The sequence below is a fragment of the Clostridium polyendosporum genome, assembly GCF_018332455.1.
GTDB lineage: Bacteria > Bacillota > Clostridia > Clostridiales > Clostridiaceae > Clostridium_AY > Clostridium_AY polyendosporum.
The window spans coordinates 207,697-225,566 of the sequence record NZ_BOPZ01000002.1 but is presented as its reverse complement, the minus strand read 5'-3'; the positions used below and the strand labels follow the sequence as shown (position 1 = coordinate 225,566).

Below are 17,870 nucleotides of genomic sequence, written 5' to 3'. Positions count from 1 at the left end.
CAATCATACCTGAAAAAGCAAATAATAATACCGGTGCAAACATAGCGGCACCAAAGCGCTGAACTTTTTGCATCATAACCCATCACCTCATTAATATATTTTTCCCTTTTAAATATACCTATATAAAAATCCCTTTATAAAACTTCTCTCTCTTATAAAACTTTCTTGAAAGTACTTTCATTGATTTTATGATAACAATTTAAGTAAACCATTACAACAGAACTAAGCTAATCAGTTCCTAATCTCTTTAGTTGTGATTATTCACACTTTCGGGGAATTTTCACAAATTAAATTCTAAGTATTGACCTATTGTGATAATCTTATAAGTTATAATAAAACTGAGCAGGCATCGAGCCTGCTCAGTTTTAGCCAGATTTCACTTTGTGAAATGCTATAAAATGGAATCAATAAACTTTACTATTAAGATAAACAACTTCAATCCTTAATAAATTTGAGCTAGATTTCACTTCGTGAAATGGCAGCATATAGCCTCGACATGCAATGCTTTTTTCTGAATTCTAAGTTCAATTATGAAGTTATGTATCTATATATTTCTATAAACCATATGACATCCTATCAATTTTAAAAAATTATAAACTCATTCCAGTTTTAAACTGGCTTTTATAAAGCTCAGCATAAAAACCATCCTTTTTTATAAGTTCATTATGTGTTCCTCGTTCAATTATCTGCCCATCTTTTATTGCAAGTATTTGATCTGCATTTCTTATAGTGCTTAATCTATGTGCTATGACAAAAGTAGTCTTACCTTCCATTAAGTTTAACAGTGCCTTTTGTATAGCTACTTCAGTACGAGTATCAATTGATGATGTTGCTTCATCAAGAATAAGAATTGAGGATTGTGCTAATATAGCTCTTGCAATTGCTAATAGCTGACGTTGTCCATGTGATATATTACCACCATTATCAGATAAAATAGTATCATAGCCCTCTGGTAATTGCCTTATAAATGAATGGGCATTTGCAAGTTTTGCAGTCTGCTCAACTTCTTCATCTGTAGCGCTTAATCTTCCATATCTTATATTTTCACGTACACTGTCAGAAAATAAAAAAGTATCTTGCAACACCATTGATATTGATTTTCTAAGGCTGCCTCTTTTTATATTTTTTATATTCTCATCATCAATTGCAATCTCTCCGCTGTCTATATCATAGAACTTCGTTAATAAATTTATTATTGTTGTTTTTCCTGAGCCAGTTGGCCCTACTATAGCTATAGTTTGTCCTTTTTTAGCAGTTAAATTTATATTTTTAAGTATTTGTTTTTCCTTGGTATATGAGAAGTTTACATCATTTAAAGTAACTTTTCCATATATATTATCAACATCCCTTGCTTCTTCAGTATCCTCTTCCTTAGATTCATCAATAACTTCAAATACCCGTTCAGCACCAGCTAATGCAGATTGTATAGTATTGAATATATTAAGTATTTCATTAAGTGGACGAGTAAAATTTCTCATGTAAAGTATAAAGGCAAATACTACTCCTATCGTTATATTCATTCCAGAAAGAATAAAATATCCTCCGCATACAGCTACAATCAAATAGGTAAGATTATTTATGAAGTTATTAACAGGTCCCATAAATCCTGATAAAGCTTGGGCAAATATAGCACTCCTTGTAAGTCTTTTATTTATTTTTGAAAACTCCTCCTTAACATGCTCCTCTTGAGAGAATAATAATACAGCCTTTTGCCCTGATATCATTTCTTCTATATATCCATTTAGATTACCTAACTCTTTTTGCTGCTTTATAAAGAAAGGTTGGGTTTTATTAACAATAATTCTTGTCATTATGAACATAAGTGGTATTGCTATAGATCCTACCAGTGTCAGTCTGGGGCTTAGAAGTATCATTGCTACAAACATTCCTGCTATATTTACTACTCCTGAGAAAAGTTGAGTTACATTCTGAGACAATGTTATATTTATGTTATCAACATCATTTGTAAGTCTGCTCATTAAATCTCCACTTGAATGAGTATCAAAGTACTTTAAAGGAAGCTTTTGCATATTTCCAAACAAATCTCTTCTTATATCTGAGGTGGTTCTCTGTGCTATACTAACCATAAATCTATTTTGAATATATGTTGAAGTAACACTTATAAGATAGATAATTACTAATACTATACAAATGTTTGTAAGTCCTATCATATCTCCATTTTCAATAAAATTATCTACCGTATATCCGTTTAATCTAGTACCAACAATATTTATTGTAGTTGCTACTAATGAAAGTAAAAATACTAATACTATTATTCCTTTCTTATTTCCTAAGTAGCTTAATAATCTTTTTATTGTACTCTTAGCATTTTTAAGTTTTTCAGGTTTTTTATTAAATCTTCTCATAGGATTACCCCCAGGTCTAACTACAAACTGCTCCTTATGATTAGACATTAGAAAGCACCTCCTCACCTAATTGTGAAACTGCTATGCTACTATAAATATCATTATCTTTTAATAATTCTTTATGATTACCAACCGCTGATATTTTACCATCATCTAAAACTATTATCTTATCAGCATCCATTACTCCTGAAATTCTTTGAGCAATTATTAATACCGTACTATTGGCCATTCTATTCTTTATACTACTTTGAAGCTTTGCTTCTGTTGCCATATCAAGGGCACTTGTAGAATCATCCATTATAAGAATTTTAGGATTTCTTATTAGAGTTCTTGCAATAGAAAGACGTTGTTTTTGCCCTCCTGATAAATTTTTACCTCTTTGTTCTACAACACTTTTATAAGTATGTTCTTTTACAGTAATAAACTCATGAGCTTGAGCATCACGCGCTGCATTCTCCATCAATTCCATATCTGCATGATCATTGCCAAACTTTAAATTATCTTCAATAGTTCCTGAAAATAAAATACTATCCTGTAGAATAACTCCTATGTTATCTCTAAGTTCTTTTAATTTTAACTTCTTAACATCAACTCCACCTATAAGAACTTGTCCCTCGGTTGCATCATAAAGCCTTGGAATTAAACTTACAAAAGAGCTTTTTCCTGAACCTGTCGCTCCAATAATTCCTATTTTCTCTCCCTCTTTTACCTTAAAGGATATATTTTTTAACACATAATCACCATGTTCATTATATTTAAAAGAAACATCTTTAAATTCTATATCAAAGCCTGTCATTTTAACTGAATTTTTATTATCTTGAATAGATGATGTAGTGTTTAATACTTCATTTATTCTATCTGCTGAAGCTTTTGCACGAGAAAAGTTTAAAACAAGCATAACTACCATCATAAGAGAATTCATAATTTGTAAAAGATAATTTATAAAAGCCATAATTTTACCTATTTCAATCATACCTTTATTAGCCATATTACCGCCAAACCATAATACCCCAATAACACTTAAGTTCATTGCTAAAGTTACAACTGGCCATAATATCATATTCATATTTTGAGCTTTAATACTTTTATCCATTAAATCGTAATTAACTTCATCAAATCTTTCTGCTTGCTTATTCTCTATAGTAAATGCTTTAATAACACGAACTCCTAATATGCTTTCACGGATAACATCATTAACGCTATCTATTCTTTCTTGTACTGATAAAAATAATGGAAATGATTTTTTAAGAATAAGTATAACCGCTACCAAAATCACAGGTACTGCTACTAAAAATATAAGTGATAACTTAGGACTTAAAGCAACAGCCATAATAAATCCACCTATACATATAAGAGGTGCTCTAACCATGATTCTTAGACCCATTAACATCATATGTTGAACTTGTGTTACATCATTTGTGAGTCTTGTAATAAGTGATGAACTCTTAAATTTATCTAACTCTAAAAATGATAGAGTCTGTATTTTATCAAAAAGACCTTGCCTTAATTTTTCTCCCATACTCATAGCTGCAACGGATGCAAATACTGAACAAGCGGCTCCGCCTATAAGACCTATTAATGCTACAAATATCATTTTTCCACCTATAGAAATAACGTATGAAGTATTCCTACTTGCAACCCCTATATCAATGATATCCGCCATAAGTTTAGGCTGCATCAAGTCCATGACTACCTCTATAAACATCATAATAGGAGCTATAATAGCACATATTATTGATGGTCCTTTCAAATATTTTAATAATTTAAACATTATCCCCTTTCCTTTCTTATCATATTCTCATAAATCTTGTTCAAAATCCTCATTGTTTGAACTTTTTCTTCCTCCGAAAATCCCTGAAAACACTCCTCGTCCATCAAATTAAATACTTTTTCTACTTCTTTCTGTCGCACTTTCCCCTTATCTGTTAAAAAAACATTAAGTACGCGCTTATCTTTTGAATTTTGAGTTCTATAAATAAGTCCAGCCTTCTCCATGCTAGCTAATAAACTGGTAACGGTTGCAGGTTCTATATTGCAATTCTCTGCTAACTCTCTTTGAATACACCCATCACTTTCTGACAGAAAATCCAGTATTTTTGGTTGCCCTTGAGTCATTCCAATCTTACAGAACTCTGAATTAGCCCTACGCTTATGAACTCTAAGTACCTTTATAAGTGCCATATGTAAGGTTTCAGTTCTTATATAATCTGTTCCGTCTTTCATATTTTTACGCCCCCAATTAATTGTAAATATAGTATACCTAAAAGATGTTACTCTAATAGTTAGAATTCTAATTATTAGATATCTAACTATTTATATATTATAATACGATTGATAAGATGTAAATAGTATACTCCCAAAATTTGGTTTTAATTACAAAAATATAAAACTATTATGATTACAGACAAATGCTTAATCATAATAGTTTTTCCTTAAAACCGTCTTAACAAAGTTAGTCTTTATACAATTCATCAAACATGCTTCTAAAAAAAATCTCTGTTTTTTCAGTTCTATGTTTACTGCGAATACCATCAGTAACTATAACTGTAGGAGTTGTGTCACTCTTTATTTCTTCAACCTTAAATTCAACCATGCACATTACATCATTACCTTCCATTGGTTCCCTGACAACCCTAGCTGTTCCCTTTATCCCTATTGCTATATCTGAACCTTCTAAAACTGAAATAAGTGCTTTTCCGTTATTCTTTATGTTTACTGTTGTTTGATGTTTTTTCATTAATGCCATGCGAATAGTTTTGTCATCTGGAGCCGCCATTAGATGAACAGGCATAGCATGTGGAAACCCTTCTTCAGTAACGGTTGATACCAACACTGTAATTAATTCCTTGTTAAATAATTCAACTATTTGCTGAGGCATAGAACTACCCAAAATTTTACTCAATGAACTTCCCCCCTTATTTCTTCTTATTCTATTTTATTTGTATGCAAATAATTTGTCAACAAACTATTTGCTTTTAAAAGAAATATTACTGTAAATAAAAGTGAATAGGTATTAAACCTATTCACTTTTAGCCAGATTTCACTTTGTGAAGTAATACTTTTATATAGTTTAATTATTTGTAATTCTTCTCAACAACTGTTTTAACTGCTCTTGTTCATCCTTACTAAATTTATCTAATATATATTTATTGGATTCTTCTATGACTGCTTCTATTGGTTCTCGTAATTTTAAACCAGAATCAGTAATTATTAATCTAAGTGTCCTTCGGTCATCTGGATTAGGAGTTCTGCTAATTAACCCTTTATCTTCCATCCTATCAAGTATACCAGTAATTGTTGAAGCATCTAAGTCTAAAACCTTAGCAATTTGCTTAGGAGTTTGGGGCGATTCATCCCAAAGACATTTTAAAATCCCATATTGAACTGGAGTTACGTTGAATTGAGCAAGACTGGCCCTAAAATATTGAAGCACTGTATTCTGAGATTTCGCCAGCAAAAAGTTAATGCACTCATTTAATTCCACATTTACTCACCTCATACCTATAATATACCTATTGTATATTAATGTAACGGGAACTGTCAAACTGCAAGCTAATACTATAACTTGCAGTTGTTCCACTAGTATTAAATGATTATGTGATAAAAGATGAAGGCTACTGTACGGATTAATAAAAGTTAAGAAGTATCGAATCTATTAACTTTTAGGTAAATTTCACTTCGTAAAGTGACAGCAATAAAAACAACCAACATTGCTGCTGGTTGTTTTTATTTTATATAGGAAGCTTACTTATATCTATATGCTATTTTACTTTTATTAGTAATTCTCCTGCCTTAACTTGCTGTCCTTCTTCTACAAATACAGTTTCAATAGTGCCTTCGCTAGCAGCAACAACATTTGTTTCCATTTTCATTGCTTCTATTACAATTAAACTTTGGCCTTTCTTAACTTCATCACCATCTTTAACAAGTACCTTAAGTATAGTTCCTGGGATACTTGCTCCTACTTCTAGTTTATTTGAAGGATCCGCCATTTTTGAAGCAATACTCTTCCCTCCATTAGTTCTAACTGTCTCAGCTTTATCATGTATTTTTATTTCTCTTCTATTTCCGTTGATCTCAAATTCTAGACTTCTATTTCCCTCTGCATCTAATTTACCTAGTTCCAAGAATTGAGTAATTAATACTCTACCTTCTCCAACTTCTATTTCACTTGTTTCTCCTTCAGCTAGTCCATGGAAGAATACATCACTGCTCATACGGCTTAAGTCACCATACTCTAAAACAAATTTTAGATAATCCTCAAATACATCTGGATATAAAGCGTAACTTATTAAATCCTTCTTAGATGGATTATATCTATATTTTTCTTTTAGATAATTCTCAATCTTATCAAAATCCTCTGCTGGTAATAATTCTCCTGGCCTACAAGTTATAGGTTCCACTTCTTTTAAAACAAGTTTTTGAAGTTCCTCTGGGAATCCGCCCATAGGCTGACCCATCATTCCTTTAAAATATGAAACTACAGAATCTGGGAAAGCCATATTGCTTGCTTTTTCATATATATTTTCAGGAGTTAAATCATTTTTAACCATAAAGATTGCTAAATCTCCTACCATTTTTGAAGAAGGAGTAACCTTTACTATATCTCCTACCATATCATTTACTTTTCTGTACATCTCTTTTATATCATTAAATCTATGACCAAGACCAAAGCTTTCTACCTGCGGTTTTAAATTTGAATACTGTCCACCAGGTATTTCATATCTATAAATTTCAGCACTTCCTGATTTTAAATCTGATTCAAACTGACTATAAACAGGTCTTACAGCACCCCAATAATCAGATAACTTTTGAATTTCATTTAGATTTATACCAGTATCTCTATTCGTATTCTCAAGAGCTGCTACAATTGAATTTAATGCAGGCTGACTTGTAAGTCCTGACATACTGTTAAATGTTGTATCTATTATATCTACTCCTGCCTCCGCAGCCATTAGAGCAGTTGCAACACCATTACCAGTAGTATCATGGGTATGCAAATGAATTGGTATTGAAATTTCTTGCTTTAATGCCTTTATAAGCTCAACAGCAGCATAAGGCTTAAGTAAAGCTGACATATCTTTTATAGCAAGTATATGTGCACCCATCTTTTCGATTTCTTTGGCCATATTTACATAGTATTGAAGGCTATATTTATCTCTTTTAGTATTTAAAATATCTCCTGTGTAGCATATACAAACTTCCGCTAACTTACCACACTTTAAAACCTCATCTAATGATACTTCAATACCTTTTAACCAATTCAATGAGTCAAAAATTCTAAATACATCAATTCCTGTTGCTGAAGACTCTCTGATAAACTCTCTTATAACATTATCAGGATAGTTCTTATATCCTACACCGTTTGCACCTCTAATAAGCATTTGGAATAAAACATTAGGTATTCTTTTTCTCAACTCTTCAAGTCTCTCCCATGGAGATTCCTTTAAAAATCTATATGCAGTATCAAATGTAGCTCCTCCCCACATTTCAAGTGAGAATAAATCCTTACCAAACACAGAAGTTGCATCTGCAATCTTTAACATATCTCTGCTTCTTACTCTAGTAGCCATCAGAGACTGCTGAGCATCTCTCATAGTTGTATCTGTAAGCAGAAGTTTCTTTTGCTCCTTTATCCATTTAACAACTGCATCAGGACCACCTGCATCTAATATTTGCTTTGTTCCACTAACATCTGTAATCTTATCTAGCTTTGGAATCACTGGTACGTCATAACCTATTTTATTACCCTTAGTCTCATTTACTATCTTTTCACCAACAAATTTCAGAATTCTGTATTCTTCATCAGTTCTTGGTACTATATCAAATAATTGTGGATTTTCTGCAATAAAGTTAGTATCACACTCACCATTTTGGAATTTCTGATCATTTAATACGTTTATTAAAAAGTCAACATTTGTCTTAACTCCAGTAATAGTAATTTCCTTTATCGCTCTTATGGATTTTCTAACTGCATCTTCAAAGGTTCTTGAATAAGCCGTAGTTTTTACAAGTAAGCTGTCATAATACGGACTTATTACTGCACCTGCAAACCCATTTCCTCCATCAAGTCTTATACCAAAACCAGAACCTGATCTATAAACATCAATTCTTCCTGTATCTGGCGCGAAATTATTTGAAGGATCTTCTGTAGTTACTCTACATTGAATTGCATATCCTCTTGGTTTTACATCATCTTGAGAATAAATGCCTATTTCTTTAGAATTTAGTGCTCGACCTTCTGCTATTAAAATTTGGCTTTGAACTATATCTATTCCTGTAGTCATTTCTGTTACAGTATGTTCTACCTGTATTCTTGGATTCATTTCTATAAAATAATGGTCACCATGCATATCTACTAAAAATTCTAATGTTCCTGCACTTCTGTAATTTACAGACTTAGCTATTTTTAATGCATCAGCGCATATAGCCTCTCTCTTTTCTTCAGATAAAGATAATGCTGGACTTAGTTCAATAACCTTTTGATGTCTTCTTTGTATGGAACAATCTCTTTCATAAAGATGTACTATGTTTCCATATTTATCTCCAAGAACTTGAACTTCAATATGTTTAGGACCTTCTAAGTATTTTTCAATAAATATATCATCTATACCGAAAGCTTTTTTCGCTTCATTTTTAGCACTTCTAAAAGCAGTAAGAAGTTCATCTTCACTTCTTACTATTCTCATTCCTCTACCGCCACCACCTGCAGCAGCTTTTAACATAACAGGGTATCCACAACTTGCTGCAAACTGTTTTGCTTCTTCTTCTGAAGCTATAGGCTTCTCAACGCCTGGGATTACTGGTACTCCAACACTTTTAGCTACTATTTTTGATTTAATCTTATCTCCTAGTTTATCCATCATTTCTGCATTTGGACCGATAAACTCTATACCACACTCTTCACACTTTTTTGCAAACTCAGAGTTTTCAGAAAGGAATCCATATCCTGGATGTATTGCATCAACACCTTTTTTTAATGCAAGGCTAATAATCTCATCAATATTTAAATAAGCTTCTACAGGTCCTTTATTTTTGCCAATTAGATATGACTCATCTGCCTTAGTTCTAAAAAGAGATAACTTATCTTCCTCTGAATATATAGCAACTGTTCTTATACCAAGTTCATGACAAGCTCTGAAAATTCTTATTGCAATTTCTCCTCTATTGGCTACTAATACCTTTTTAAACTTTTTTTCCAAAACAATTCAACTCCTTTAACAATTATCACAATTTATTATTTAGCATCAATTACTTATTTTATTAATTTTCTAATTAATGCTTAATTACAGAACTTAAATTCTAACTTATGTCACCTAATGCCTCCTTTAGTTCATCCAATTCCATAGAGCCTTGACTTGTAAACTTCCTATGATTTATCTTCTAATTATATGCTATTAGGATTTCCTTTGCCATTTTATTTTTATTCTCTAAAGCAAAAAATTGCATCAATCAAAACCCCAAAATTGCATCAGCCCAAACTGATGCAATTATATTATAAACCTTATTTTTATAAATTTCTACAATGTTTTACATTTTTATTAGCTCTAATTGTTATAAGTAAACATTTTCATAATGCATAAACAACTTCATAACTGAATTTATAATTTAGGATATACAAATTCATATTAAATTAAAAATTGAAATTATTTATAAAGAAGCATGTCATTTTATGTGATGCCGTGAAATTTCTTTATAAGACTATATCCTATACATTACCGCACATACACTTTTTAGTTTCTTTACTTATTATTATAATTGTTTCTAGTTTTCCACAATAATTAAATATTATTTTACTGACCAATCCATATTCCTGAAAATTTATAAAAATACATGTTGCTATTAAGTTAAATTCATGTTATTATAATTAAGCAGTTGGTACTTAACAGTGCTAATTACATGGAGCTTAGCGTTTCCTTCGCCGGTCGCTAAGCTCCTTTTATTTTTCTATAATTTTATAAAGTGGGATATTATTTTTTGATCTAATGCAACATTGAGCTTAAAATAATTACTTCATTAAAAATAAACTGCTAAAAAGCTTTTAAACTTTTTAGCAGTTTATTTTAACATATACTTTCCCTAGGACAAATAAATCTATTAATAATTATTGTAATGATTATTCCAATAAATGTATCTATAACTCTATTTAGGGCATATAAATATGGCGTTGAATCATGAGCAGTTGTTGTGATAGATAAGAGTACTATACATGAGATAGGACAAGCACCTGGTCTTTTTATTAGGTTACACATATAAATAACTATTACTATACCTATACCAGACATAAACGATTCTATTGTAGAAAAATTAATATGTGATGAAATAATAATTAAAATCATTCCCATAAATCCACCTAGTATTGATCCTATCATTCTATCAAAACTCGCTTTATATGTTATTGCAACTGTTTCTTTAGTACACATAACTGCCGCAATGCACGCATAAAAAGGATATGGTCTATCCAAAGCTTGGAATAGAACTATACATAAAAATACTGATATAGCTGTTTTAATATTTCTTAGTCCTATTTGGGGAAGTTCTCTTTTACTCATTAAACTCACCTCTAGTCATTATCTTGTATGCTCATTATTACAATAAATTTTAACATATTTATGAGAAATCCTCCATCCTCTTAGTAGATACATAGGGAACACTTTCTGTTATAGAACTATTATGATGTATAACTTTCCAAAATTTCTATATTATATCATTATATTACACCCTTGATAACTGAATATTGAGGTTATCAGGGGAAGTTTGGAAATGGAATAACCAAGCGAAGCCTCCCTACATGAAATACTAAGGCACTAAAGTCGAGCCGTATAAATCAAATCGATATTTGTAAGGTTGAATCGACCTTGTTAGCTCAATCAAGCTTGTGTCATTGGCAATATTCATCAATAAATTCACACTTCTAAAATGGGCGTGTCTCATCTAAAGAACTTTATTTAAGAAATTCCTAGTTCTTAGATTCTGAGGATTAGAAAAAATATCTTCTGGATTTCCTTCTTCTACAATGTATCCTCCATCCATAAATATAACCCTATCAGCTACTTCTTTTGCAAAACCCATTTCGTGAGTTACCACCACCATAGTCATACCTTCATTTGCGAGTTCTTTCATAACCTGAAGTACTTCCCCAACCATTTCTGGGTCAAGAGCTGAAGTAGGTTCATCAAAAAGAATCACTTCTGGATTCATTGCCAAAGCTCTAGCGATAGCAATTCTTTGTTTCTGTCCACCGGAAAGATTGTCTGGATATTCAGTAGCCTTTGCCTCAAGACCTACCTTCCCTAAAAGTTCTAAGGCCTTTTTTTCAGCTTCATTCTTGTTCATCTTTTTGAGTTCTAATGGTGCAAGAGTTATATTACTCTTAACATTTAGATGTGGGAAAAGGTTGAAAGATTGGAATACCATCCCTACCTTTTCTCTAAGCTTATTTATATTCACTTTTTTATCGTAAATATCTTCACTGTCAATTAAAATTTTGCCGTCATTTATTTCTTCAAGTGCATTTAGGCATCTTAGCAGAGTACTTTTACCTGAACCTGATGGCCCTATAAGACAAAGTACTTCACCTTCTTTTACTTGTAAATCTATGCCTTTTAGTACTTGCAACTCTCCATAATACTTCTTTAGCCCTGAAACTTTTATCATAAGCTTAAGCTCCTCTCGATCTTCTTAGAAACTATAGATAATGTAGTTATTATAATAAAGTACATAACTGCAACAACTCCCCAAATTTGAAATGCCTTATAAGTTGAGGCAATAATTATTTCTCCGCTTTGAGTAAGTTCTTGAATACCTATAACTGAAAGTATTGATGTATCCTTTAAAGAGATAATAAACTGATTTATAATTGCAGGAGTCATTCTTCTTACCGCTTGAGGTAAAATTACCTTTCTCATAGCCTTTCCATATGGAAGTCCTACACTTCTAGCTGCCTCCATCTGCCCTTTATCTATAGACTTAATTCCTGCTCTAAAAATTTCTGCCATATAAGCACCAGCATTTAAACTTAACGCTATAACCCCAGCTACCACTGCATCTATCTTAAAATCAAGAACACTTGGTAACCCAAAATATATAAAGAATGCTTGTACAATTAAAGGTGTACCTCTCATTATATCTACATAAACAACCGCTAACGCATTAAGCACCTTCTTATGTGATATACTCATAAGACCAAAAATCAACCCTAATACTGAAGCAAAGAAAAGTGATATAATTGTTATTTTTAATGTAACTGCAACTCCACTAAAAAGGCTTGGTAAACTGTCTTTTATCAATGTAATATGTTCCATAATTTAACTCCTCTATTGTTTCTTTATATACTTGCTAAGTATCTTATCGTATTCTCCGCTTTCCTTAAGTTTCTTTAATCCTGTATTAAACTTGTGCAAAAGTTCTTTATTTTTACCTTTGTTTACTGCAAAACCATAGTTATCTTTGTTTAGCTTTTCTCCCACAACCTTTAAAGTTGGATTTGTATCTGTTGAAATCTTATAAGCTATAACTGGATAATCTTCAAATGTTACATCCGCATTACCATTTACAATTTCTTGGAACATTGTTGGAGAATCATCAAAGTATCTTATATTAGCTCCGTACTTTTCTTTATTTTCTTCAGCAAATTTTGAACCAGCAGTTCCCTTTTTTACTGCAAAAATCTTTCCTTTTAAATCATCAGAAGATTTAATCTTATCATTATTAGCCTTAGTTACCACTGAAAGACCTGCTTCATAATATCCTTCTGAGAAATCTAGTATCTTCTTTCTTTCTTCCGTAATACTTATACCAGCAATTGCACCATCTATCTGATTTGCCTGTAAAGCTGGCACTATCCCTTTAAAGTTCATTGGCTTAAGTTCATACTCAAAACCTTCAAGCTTCGATATAGAATCTAATAGGTCAATATCAATACCTATATATTTACCATCCTTTTGATATTCAAAAGGTGCATATGTAGCATCTGTTGCTATAATATATTTTTTCTTACTATCTTCAGTTCCCTGACTCTTTTGATTTTTCTCGCAACCTACAAATATTGTTCCAACAATTGTAGCAGCAGTTAATACAGATAAAACTTTTTTTAACATTCAAATTTCTCCTTTATTTTTAAAATAAAAAAACGTTCTTTAAGGGCATCCCTTAAAGAACGTCATTGTTCATATTTTATAATGTAATTAAACTTTTATCGATAAAAATTAGTCACAAATTAATTATATGTATAATTATAAAAGCAGTCAAGTATCCTTTTATTAATTTTATTTAATGCTTTCTTCTACTCCAATAAGTAAAGACTTAATGTGCGGTTTATCAAACCGAAAATTAAAAGGCCTATTGTATATACATTGTATTCTGTGATAGAAGATAACTTATTCAGATTCTAATAATTAATATTGTAATAGAACATGTAGTACTATTTAACTGTTATTCATCCTCCCTATACTGATAGTATAAAAATATTAATTAACACGCTAGTCTTGCACAAAATGGACAAGCATGCATAAAATATACTAAAAACCTCCTTAATTACATAGAAAGTCAAGTTTCTACAATTGGCTTCTATAGATAAATAACTTCATAACTGAAGTTTACTATTGAAGTTATCTATCTCCAGCATCAACTTACTTTCTATGAATACAAAAGAATAAGGAGGCAAAACTATGGGAAATATAAACATTGAGGATATTATAGGCGAGAGCAAAAAAAGTAGTCTTTGTAAGCGTTTTGCTAAGATACTTGGAGCAGAAGTTCTTGAATCTCGAAGAGACCTATGTGTAGTAACCTTTAATAGAGACTTAGATGTCGAAATATTAGGAAGAAGAACTCGTTCTCCATTAGTTTTAGGTGCTCTATTTTCATTTGAAAATATGGACAAGTGTGGAAAAACTCTTAATCTAGGCGAAACAGTTATCTTACAAGAAGAGATTAATCCATTTATATCTATTCTTAGAGAAAATCATATTAAAGTTACAGCACTTCACAACCACTGGTTATTCGAAAATCCAAGACTTTTCTATATCCATTTTGAATCCATTGATGAACCCTTAGATTTTGCAAGAAAAGTAGCTGAAGCTCTTAAAGTGTTAAAGTGTTAAGAAGATAATTACTGGGGTATTTGTGGATATTTCACAAATACCCCTTATTGGTACTATCTGAATTCTTATTATTACTTGAATAACTTGCTATAGTTTCTACATAGAGAAATAGATAAAATTGAATTACTTATTAAAAATATCTAAATCCGCTGCTTTCGCATTAATGACAGCAAATAACCCCCAAACTCTGGGGGTTATTTTTTATAGTTAATAAGTAACAGTTGTTCTGCTTTGCATTGAGTGATAATGTTGTTCAGAGATTCGGGTTACTCCCAAAATGTCATGAATATGTCCTCCAGGCACTGGATAATCTACGGTAGTTTGAATCATGTAGTAGTGAGTATGCCCATCGTCATAGGATGTATATCCTAATATATAGTGTGTATGAGGCACTCCACTTGGTGCTAGAGTAGTCTGCCCATGATATTCATGTCTATGGCCATCATCAACAGATGTTAATCCTGCGTAATAATGACTATGATACATATATAAACTCCTTTTGCTGAACTTACTCTATATATTATGAACACATTACTATTAATGTTCCATTGGTATCTTCTTTGCTTACTTAGGAGATTCCTAAATACAGAAATAATACTAATACCTTAAGATTTCTCATATCTGTGAAGTTAGTAACGAATACTAAGATAACTTTAGTTGACAAGAAAGCTTATAAACAAACTGTTTACGTAAATCATGATAAATTGAATCGGAACTATAAAAATTAAGCCACATCTTTTCTAATTCTTCTTGGCGATACCGCTCTAAAGGCTTTATTTTTTCATCTTTCTGTCGTATCTGATTCTTTTCAATTAATATCTTTTCATAATTAGCATTATTAGCTAATTCTTCAGCGAAAGAAATTAACTGTTGTTTAAAATCTACTGCATTAAACACATCATCTACTAAACCAAGTTTCTTAGAAGTATATGTACTTATAGGTAAACAATTCTCCGTTAGCTCAATGGCCTTTTCCTTTCCAACACGTTTAGGAAGGAGATATGTCCAATATTCTGAACCATATAACCCCATTTTTTTATAATGAGGGTTTAAAACAATTCCTTTACGGGCAAAAACCCAATCAGATGCTAATGCTAAGATAACTCCTCCTGCTGCTGCATTACCTTGCATAGCTGATATTACTAAATGAGTATCCGTGTTAATAATCTCACGAATAAGATCATTTATAGCGTTAATATTTCTCCAAGACTCATCTGAAGGCTTTTCTGCTGCTTCAATCACATTGAGATGAATTCCATTTGACCAAAAATCATAACCTCCCATGAGAACAATGACTTTTGTTTCCCTCTTTCGTATCTTAATAAATGCTTCTCTCAACCTCATACACTGTTCTGTACTCATAGCTCCATTATAGAAATTAAAATATAGATATCCTACTTTATTCCTTTCTTCATACCAAATCTCACGATACGTACTGCCTTTATAATTATCAAATATTGTTATAGGTGCTTCTGGTACACTTCTTAAATTATCAGCAAGAACTTGAGTTGCTGGAAGTTTAAAATATAAATGTTCTTCACAGGTCTTTCTTTTTAAATGAGTAATCCAAAGTGCACCATCTCCAGTAGCTCTACAAATCGCCCCATCTCTCCAGGCAATAATCTCACCTGGGTTTCCCTTTAATAGATCTTCTTCATGTGCTCCATATAAAAAATATTCATCTCCGTAAATAGTATCTAGAACTCCTGGTTGGCTATCCGCACAACGAATCTTTCTTACTATAACTTTTGTTGGTTCTGACCAGTCAATTGCCCTATTCACTTGCTTCATAGGTACATGCAAGTTTCCTTTTACATCAGGATTGCTATAATCAAGAGATTGTGGAGTAAAATTTCCCTTTTCATAACGTTCAACTACCTCTATCAATCCCTTTATAGCAGCTTCAGCAACTTCTTTCCTATACAAATCACTTTTGCTAGTAACTCTCATTTCAAAATTATAGGATGCCCAAATATCACCGGCATCCATCATATCATTTGCCTGAAGTAAAGTAACTCCCCACTCTTTTACATTATTAAGAATCGCCCAATCTAAAGAAGAAGGACCTCTATCACCCTTAATACCTGGATGAACAATAATACAAGTATGATTGCGCCAAATAATCTCTGGAATATATTTTTTTAAAAAAGGAGCTACTATTAAATCAGGTTTATACTGCTCAACTGAACTTATCATAATACTATCATCAAGTGCAGGTTGAACATAAACATCATGTCCAAAATCAGTTAATTCTACATAAGCCCTTTGACTTAAACTATTATGAGCTGTTACCAAAAATAGAATACGCAAAATTCCTCAACCTTCCTTTGTAAAAATCATTCTTATATAAAATTAACAAACCTATTTCCAGAATAATATGAATTTTTAGCAAATTCTTGGTAGTAATTCTCCTGCAGGCATATTCAGCATTCTAGTTCCCCCTATTTCTGTCTTTAAATATACCTTTTCACTATTATCTTTTACTACTTCTCCTACTATTTGAGCATCTTTACCCATAGGATCTTTTCTCATTTCTTCTAATACCTTATCAGCATCTTCCGATGCAACAATTACCACAACTTTTCCCTCATTTGCAACATATAAAGGATCTAATCCTAAAATCTCACACATACTTCTAACTTCATCTTTTACTGGAATATTCTCTTCATATAATAAAATACTGTTTCTACTTTGATTAGCTATTTCATTTAAGGTAGTAGCTAGTCCACCTCTTGTTGGATCTCTTAATACTCTTACATTACTACTTACATGTAATATCTTTTCTACAAGATTATTTAAAAGCCCACAATCACTTTTTATTGATACATCAAATTCTAGGTTTTTTCTTTTGGACATAATGCATATTCCATGATCTCCCAAAGTTCCGCTTACTATAACTTTATCTCCAGGTTTTGCATTATCTCCACTTAAGTATATATTTTTTTCAATTACTCCTACCCCTGTTGTATTTATATATATTTTATCTGCATTTCCCTTTTCTACAACCTTTGTATCTCCAGCGACTATTTTCACATTTGCTTCTTTAGCAGTTCTCCCTATTGATTCAACAATCTTCTCTAAACAACTCATTTCTAATCCTTCTTCTATGATAAATCCTACAGTTAAATATAGAGGCTTTGCACCACTCATCGCCAAATCATTTACTGTACCACATACTGATAATTTTCCAATGTCTCCTCCATCAAAAAAAATTGGATTTATAACGAATGAATCTGTTGTTACAGCTATTTTGCCACTAAAACTAGGTAAAATTGAGGAATCATTCTTTTGAGCTAAAATTTCATTATTAAAATGTTTATAAAATAAATCTTCTATTAAATTATGAGTTAATTTCCCCCCACTTCCATGGGATAAAGTAATAATATCCATAAGTTACACC

Annotated in this window: 14 protein-coding genes; 1 reads left to right on the top strand and 13 read right to left on the bottom strand. The window is 31.6% G+C overall.

Annotated features, from left to right (window positions below; translation table 11 throughout):
* Positions 1 to 590: 590 nt before the first annotated feature.
* The 10 genes from CPJCM30710_RS02100 to CPJCM30710_RS02055 all read right to left on the bottom strand — a co-directional run bounded on the left by CPJCM30710_RS02100 (position 591) and on the right by CPJCM30710_RS02055 (position 13,465).
* On the bottom strand, positions 591 to 2,414 hold the full coding sequence (locus CPJCM30710_RS02100) for an ABC transporter ATP-binding protein (RefSeq protein WP_212902511.1): 1,824 nt from the start codon (positions 2,412 to 2,414) through the stop codon (positions 591 to 593).
* The gene (locus CPJCM30710_RS02095) at positions 2,407 to 4,137 is read right to left on the bottom strand and encodes an ABC transporter ATP-binding protein (RefSeq protein WP_212902510.1); all 1,731 of its coding nucleotides are present in this window, start codon (positions 4,135 to 4,137) and stop codon (positions 2,407 to 2,409) included. The genes CPJCM30710_RS02100 and CPJCM30710_RS02095 overlap by 8 nt, the downstream gene beginning before the upstream one ends.
* On the bottom strand, positions 4,137 to 4,589 hold the full coding sequence (locus CPJCM30710_RS02090) for a MarR family winged helix-turn-helix transcriptional regulator (protein ID WP_246503431.1): 453 nt from the start codon (positions 4,587 to 4,589) through the stop codon (positions 4,137 to 4,139). The genes CPJCM30710_RS02095 and CPJCM30710_RS02090 overlap by 1 nt, the downstream gene beginning before the upstream one ends.
* A 229-nt stretch (positions 4,590 to 4,818) precedes the next feature.
* On the bottom strand, positions 4,819 to 5,268 hold the full coding sequence (locus CPJCM30710_RS02085; protein ID WP_212902509.1) for a pyridoxamine 5'-phosphate oxidase family protein: 450 nt from the start codon (positions 5,266 to 5,268) through the stop codon (positions 4,819 to 4,821).
* A 168-nt stretch (positions 5,269 to 5,436) separates the two neighbouring features.
* Positions 5,437 to 5,850, bottom strand: a complete 414-nt coding sequence (locus tag CPJCM30710_RS02080) for a MarR family winged helix-turn-helix transcriptional regulator (protein ID WP_212902508.1) — start codon at positions 5,848 to 5,850, stop codon at positions 5,437 to 5,439.
* 277 nt (positions 5,851 to 6,127) lie between these two features.
* Positions 6,128 to 9,568 (bottom strand): pyruvate carboxylase, encoded by a 3,441-nt coding sequence (locus CPJCM30710_RS02075; protein WP_212902507.1) that lies wholly within the window; start codon positions 9,566 to 9,568, stop codon positions 6,128 to 6,130.
* Positions 9,569 to 10,429: 861 nt separating this feature from the next.
* On the bottom strand, positions 10,430 to 10,918 hold the full coding sequence (locus CPJCM30710_RS02070; protein WP_212902506.1) for an FUSC family protein: 489 nt from the start codon (positions 10,916 to 10,918) through the stop codon (positions 10,430 to 10,432).
* A gap of 382 nt (positions 10,919 to 11,300) precedes the next feature.
* Positions 11,301 to 12,023 carry an amino acid ABC transporter ATP-binding protein gene (locus CPJCM30710_RS02065; RefSeq protein WP_212902505.1) on the bottom strand — a complete coding sequence of 241 codons (723 nt, stop codon included), beginning with the start codon at positions 12,021 to 12,023 and terminating at the stop codon, positions 11,301 to 11,303.
* Positions 12,020 to 12,670 (bottom strand): amino acid ABC transporter permease, encoded by a 651-nt coding sequence (locus CPJCM30710_RS02060; protein WP_212902504.1) that lies wholly within the window; start codon positions 12,668 to 12,670, stop codon positions 12,020 to 12,022. The genes CPJCM30710_RS02065 and CPJCM30710_RS02060 overlap by 4 nt, the downstream gene beginning before the upstream one ends.
* Before the next feature lie 12 nt (positions 12,671 to 12,682).
* Complete coding sequence (locus CPJCM30710_RS02055) at positions 12,683 to 13,465, bottom strand: transporter substrate-binding domain-containing protein (protein ID WP_212902503.1); 783 nt, start codon at positions 13,463 to 13,465, stop codon at positions 12,683 to 12,685.
* A gap of 570 nt (positions 13,466 to 14,035) precedes the next feature.
* On the opposite strand from CPJCM30710_RS02055, the gene CPJCM30710_RS02050 reads away from it, so the two are divergent.
* Positions 14,036 to 14,470, top strand: coding sequence for a DUF1259 domain-containing protein (locus CPJCM30710_RS02050; protein ID WP_212902502.1), 435 nt, complete (start codon positions 14,036 to 14,038; stop codon positions 14,468 to 14,470).
* 207 nt (positions 14,471 to 14,677) lie between these two features.
* On the opposite strand, the gene CPJCM30710_RS02045 is transcribed toward CPJCM30710_RS02050, so the two are convergent.
* The 3 genes from CPJCM30710_RS02045 to hypE all read right to left on the bottom strand — a co-directional run bounded on the left by CPJCM30710_RS02045 (position 14,678) and on the right by hypE (position 17,860).
* Complete coding sequence (locus CPJCM30710_RS02045) at positions 14,678 to 14,956, bottom strand: YmaF family protein (RefSeq protein WP_212902501.1); 279 nt, start codon at positions 14,954 to 14,956, stop codon at positions 14,678 to 14,680.
* Positions 14,957 to 15,112: 156 nt separating this feature from the next.
* The gene (locus CPJCM30710_RS02040; protein ID WP_212902500.1) at positions 15,113 to 16,780 is read right to left on the bottom strand and encodes a hydrogenase maturation protein; all 1,668 of its coding nucleotides are present in this window, start codon (positions 16,778 to 16,780) and stop codon (positions 15,113 to 15,115) included.
* A 75-nt stretch (positions 16,781 to 16,855) separates the two neighbouring features.
* A complete protein-coding gene (gene hypE, locus CPJCM30710_RS02035) occupies positions 16,856 to 17,860 on the bottom strand; it encodes a hydrogenase expression/formation protein HypE (protein ID WP_212902499.1) in 1,005 nt (334 codons plus the stop codon).
* Positions 17,861 to 17,870 lie beyond the last annotated feature (10 nt).

Excerpts from the sequence above, each read along its gene's own strand:
- CPJCM30710_RS02100 (WP_212902511.1), bottom strand. The coding sequence starts at position 2,414 with ATGTCTAATCATAAGGAGCAGTTTGTAGTTAGACCTGGGGGTAATCCT.
- CPJCM30710_RS02095 (WP_212902510.1), bottom strand. The coding sequence starts at position 4,137 with ATGTTTAAATTATTAAAATATTTGAAAGGACCATCAATAATATGTGCT.
- CPJCM30710_RS02090 (WP_246503431.1), bottom strand. The coding sequence starts at position 4,589 with ATGAAAGACGGAACAGATTATATAAGAACTGAAACCTTACATATGGCA.
- CPJCM30710_RS02070 (WP_212902506.1), bottom strand. The coding sequence starts at position 10,918 with ATGAGTAAAAGAGAACTTCCCCAAATAGGACTAAGAAATATTAAAACA.
- CPJCM30710_RS02065 (WP_212902505.1), bottom strand. The coding sequence starts at position 12,023 with ATGATAAAAGTTTCAGGGCTAAAGAAGTATTATGGAGAGTTGCAAGTA.
- CPJCM30710_RS02060 (WP_212902504.1), bottom strand. The coding sequence starts at position 12,670 with ATGGAACATATTACATTGATAAAAGACAGTTTACCAAGCCTTTTTAGT.
- CPJCM30710_RS02055 (WP_212902503.1), bottom strand. The coding sequence starts at position 13,465 with ATGTTAAAAAAAGTTTTATCTGTATTAACTGCTGCTACAATTGTTGGA.
- CPJCM30710_RS02050 (WP_212902502.1), top strand. The coding sequence starts at position 14,036 with ATGGGAAATATAAACATTGAGGATATTATAGGCGAGAGCAAAAAAAGT.
- CPJCM30710_RS02045 (WP_212902501.1), bottom strand. The coding sequence starts at position 14,956 with ATGTATCATAGTCATTATTACGCAGGATTAACATCTGTTGATGATGGC.
- hypE (WP_212902499.1), bottom strand. The coding sequence starts at position 17,860 with ATGGATATTATTACTTTATCCCATGGAAGTGGGGGGAAATTAACTCAT.